This is a genomic window from Thioalkalivibrio sp. ALgr3, from assembly GCF_000377325.1.
Lineage (GTDB): Bacteria > Pseudomonadota > Gammaproteobacteria > Ectothiorhodospirales > Ectothiorhodospiraceae > Thioalkalivibrio.
Map to the genome: position 1 here is coordinate 1 of NZ_KB898012.1, position 3,643 is coordinate 3,643.

6 protein-coding genes are annotated in these 3,643 nt (G+C 62.2%); 3 read left to right on the plus strand and 3 right to left on the minus strand.

Annotation, left to right across the window (positions count from 1 at the left end; translation table 11 throughout):
* The first annotated feature begins 394 nt into the window (after positions 1–394).
* The 3 genes from C998_RS0113605 to C998_RS0113615 are packed head-to-tail and all read left to right on the plus strand — an operon-like array spanning position 395 to position 1,885.
* Positions 395–859 (plus strand): hypothetical protein, encoded by a 465-nt coding sequence (locus C998_RS0113605; protein WP_018871426.1) that lies wholly within the window; start codon positions 395–397, stop codon positions 857–859.
* Positions 860–866: 7 nt separating this feature from the next.
* Positions 867–1,613: a hypothetical protein gene (locus tag C998_RS0113610; RefSeq protein WP_196799392.1), complete on the plus strand. Its 747-nt coding sequence runs from the start codon at positions 867–869 to the stop codon at positions 1,611–1,613.
* Positions 1,610–1,885, plus strand: a complete 276-nt coding sequence (locus C998_RS0113615; RefSeq protein ID WP_018871428.1) for a hypothetical protein — start codon at positions 1,610–1,612, stop codon at positions 1,883–1,885. The genes C998_RS0113610 and C998_RS0113615 overlap by 4 nt, the downstream gene beginning before the upstream one ends.
* 140 nt (positions 1,886–2,025) lie before the next feature.
* Here C998_RS0113615 and C998_RS15095 read toward each other — a convergent pair whose 3' ends face one another.
* The 3 genes from C998_RS15095 to C998_RS0113630 all read right to left on the minus strand — a co-directional run bounded on the left by C998_RS15095 (position 2,026) and on the right by C998_RS0113630 (position 3,549).
* A complete protein-coding gene (locus C998_RS15095; protein WP_018871429.1) occupies positions 2,026–2,163 on the minus strand; it encodes a hypothetical protein in 138 nt (45 codons plus the stop codon).
* Between the two features lie 131 nt (positions 2,164–2,294).
* On the minus strand, positions 2,295–2,528 hold the full coding sequence (locus C998_RS0113625; protein ID WP_018871430.1) for a hypothetical protein: 234 nt from the start codon (positions 2,526–2,528) through the stop codon (positions 2,295–2,297).
* Between the two features lie 103 nt (positions 2,529–2,631).
* Positions 2,632–3,549 carry a lambda-exonuclease family protein gene (locus tag C998_RS0113630; protein ID WP_018871431.1) on the minus strand — a complete coding sequence of 306 codons (918 nt, stop codon included), beginning with the start codon at positions 3,547–3,549 and terminating at the stop codon, positions 2,632–2,634.
* Positions 3,550–3,643: the final 94 nt, after the last annotated feature.

Here is a 3,643-nt window from a genome sequence, read left to right on the forward strand (position 1 = left end):
CCCTTCTGGCGCTCTTCAGAGCAGTCTACACAAGCCGTTTCTGACCGGCATTACCGACAGTCTTCTCAGGCTTCAGGTCTCGGCCAAGCCTTATGGTCAACGGCCAGTGTCCTGGGGATTCTGGCTGCATTCCCCTCTCAGCAGGAGCGTCAGCCGAACCCTTCGACCTTCCACCCAGGAACGAGAAAGCGGAGGTGCTCAATCCTTGTTGAGCCACCCTTAATCACACTCCATTTCGGGGTCTCGGGGCGCCATCATTTCGGGCCGCCATTTCTCCAGAAATCGAACCTATGGCACCCGACAAAAACGCAACCCATAAAGTGCATTGTAGTGGTCGAGTGATATAATCGCACTGCGGTACAACATCAACCACCACAAAAGGAGAATGAACCGCATGAAACGGCGTATTCACAAGATCCAGTATTCGGTCCCCAACCCCGAAGCCGAGGGCGGGCGGGAACGCATGACGGCCTATGTCGATGCCTATTCGGCCCCTCGGGCGCGCGCGACGCTGTTCAATGAGCTGTTCCGTATCGAGTCGCAATCCACGGCGAAAGCGGACGAGCTGAGCGAAGCGATCCGTTCGATGAGCCAAGGGCTGCCGGGCATTTCGGTTCTTTACGAGCCGGAGCCCACCGAGGCTGAATCCCAGGAGAACCCGGCCCAGGGCGAAAGCGGGCAGGAGGGCGTGCAGGAAGCCTCTGGCGAGCCGGAAGAAGCCGACAGCGACCCATCCCCCACTTTCGACAGCAAAGCCCCTGAGATCGCGGCTGCGGCAGCGAACGAGTCGGCCCCGCAGGCGGACACGGCCCCGGCCGCTCCGGCAGCGGCGTCCGCTTCGGGTTTCCCTGCCTTCTGACTGACACATGAACGGGATCGACACGGCAATGCAGCGGTGGCGTCGAGTAGATGCCGCCGCTGCTCGGTTCATGGAGCTGGCCCACTGGACCCACTGGATTTCCTGCTGGGCCAAGACACACGAGCGCGCGGGCAACCGCGAAGGTCGGACACGGTGTTACGACCTCAAGCACTCCGCACTGGAGCGGCTGGCTCAGGCTCCCCACGTTCGGATCTCCTGGGTGCCGTCATTCCAGCAGCTCGACATCGGCCGCCGGGGGCGGCTGGAGGGCAAGATCGCTCTGCCCGAGCTGTGCGAAAGGCACGAACAGGAGTGCATCGAATCCGGGTGCTTCGAGCGCGAGGAGTACATCGCATCCCACTGGAGCCTGCTGCGGTCCTGTGAGGTGTGCGGCCCCAGGCTGATCGAGCATGAGACGAAGGCGGGGCTCTACCACCTGGACCTGATCGCCAACCGGCCGGAACTGATGAAGGGCGTGGAGCTGCCTGACGTGGATTTCGACTTCCACGTTCCTCATCGCGTTGGGTCGCGGTTCCTGCCCGAGCCCGACGCGCTGCCATCGGCCCGCCATCGCGCGCTCAATTCCGACTTCCAGTTTGGCCGGGCGCTATCCCGTGCCGAATCCCGCTCGTTCCCGGAAAGCGTGGTTGCGGGTAAACTCCTCGCCATCCTGAACCGGCGCGGCGACACCGACGCGACAACGACACCACCCACCCACAACGAAGGGCGCTTGCGCCTGCGAGGATTGACATGAAAGCCTTGGAATACCTCTTTATCATCGCGTTCGCCGTCAATGGCGCTCTGCTGATCGTGGTAGGGGCGGCCACTGGCTACCCCATGACCTTCTCGGAGATCCACAGCAACCAGTTCTTTCTGACGCTCAAGCAGCTTCAGGTTCAGGCTTTGATCGCTCTCCAGATCGGTCTCGCCTCCGGCTGGATGGTCGTGTACCGGATTCGTCAGGACATGGCTGAGCAAGAAGAAGAGCTTGAGGGCGACCCAGACGACCTCTCGGGCCAGAAGTGAGCGTACTGCGGGTGGTTCGGCCCTGAATCACCCGCCCCCACTTCCTCGGGGACCAGCACCCAACCCCCCATAAAAAAACCCACCCAAGGCAAGGCCAAGGGTGGGTGTAGTGAGCCCGGAGTATCAGAGATACCCGGAAATCAAAGGCCAGCGTCAGACATGCGCTGTTCGGTCAGGGAAACTCCCTGCTCGACACTATCGGCCACGGAAGCGGCAGTGATATTCACGATACCAACCGAAACGGCGGTGACGAGCGCGAAGGCAATGGCGTACTTCATTGGTTCTTCTCCTAGCGTGCAGGACCGGGATGGCCTGCTTCACCAGGGAATTGCGGGCGAAAAAAAACCCACCCAGGGCAGCGCCGAGGGTGGGTGAGGCCATTCGACCAGAGACCGAATGCGCCAGGTAGTCAGATTCCTCCCCCAAGGAAGGCCCACCCGAAGGCGACCACCATGACAACGATCACCGTCATTCGGACGGGATTGCCAAGGGCCGCCTTTGCCTCGAAGAAGGCTTTGGGCGCATCCGTGTGACCGCAATCGGGACACTCGCAATACTCGCCAGAGTCGCGGCCGCGACGGATGGGCATGGGTTCGGACGAATCGCAGTTGGGGCAACGAAGGCCGTCAAGATGCTCCAGCATAGGTGTAGCTCCTTTCGCCATGCGGGACCGATATGGCCCGCTTCTCCAGAGCATTGGCGCCACAAAAAAACCCACCGCTGGCAGAGCCAGGGTGGGTTCAGGGTCAGCGGGTCGCTTCCGGACCCTTCTTCACGGTGACACGCCAGGAGGCATCCTTCGGGGCACCCCGAAAGCGCTCCAGGTCGCCAAACTGCTCCCTCTGCTCCTCGTTCAACAGAGCGAGGGCCGCATCCAGAGCCTTCCGGTAGTCGATCGACCCCTTGGACCCTCCGGAGAGGGATACGGACAGGCGTTCGCCATCCAGCTTGCGATTCCCCTCGGGCACCAGTGAGATCAGGGCTTCCTTGATCTCAGCGACTTGCTCGTTCGCGATTTTCTGCTGCTCCAGAGCCTCCAGGTAACGCCGCTCGTGTTCCTCCCAGTGCGGGCCGCCGGGCGGAGTGTCCCCGGAGAGGGACTGCCAGAAGGCTTCCACCGACTCCAGCATGGAGTCGATGAACTCGCTGTCCCGGTAGACCTCCACCAGAGCGGTCTCCTGCGGGTGGCCCGGCCGGTACGACCAGTAATGGTTCACCTTCGCGGTCGGAACGCTCACGAGCTGGTGCTGGAGCTGCGGGTAATACTTCTCGGGAACGATCCCCTCGCAGGCTTTCTCGTGATCTTCAAGAGAGGGAACCTTGATCTCCGAAATGATTTCGCCCCAGAAGTCCAGGCCATCGAGGCTTGCACCCAGCCAGGGCAGATCCACCCGCTCAACGCACACGGGAGCTGCCATGTTCCCCGTGTGATCGTTGTAGAGCTGCAACGCCAGCGGTTCGAGGAGCCGCCCGCGTGCCATTGCCGGGTTGTCGGGCTGCTCATCCATGAGGCCCTTCTTCCGCATCCAGAGCTGATATGGCGACGTGTACGGGGAGACCCCGAGGATCGCGGCGGCCTCCGACGCCGTGATGCGGTCCCGGCGCCACGCGAACCACTCCGGGCTGCGCTGCTCCAGGTGAAGGTAACGGGTGAGGTTGGTCATTGCGTCCTCCTTCTACATGCAGGGCCGGAATGGCCTGCTTCGAGAAGGAATTGGCACCGCGAAGGAACCCGCCCAGGGTGGATTCGGGGGGGGG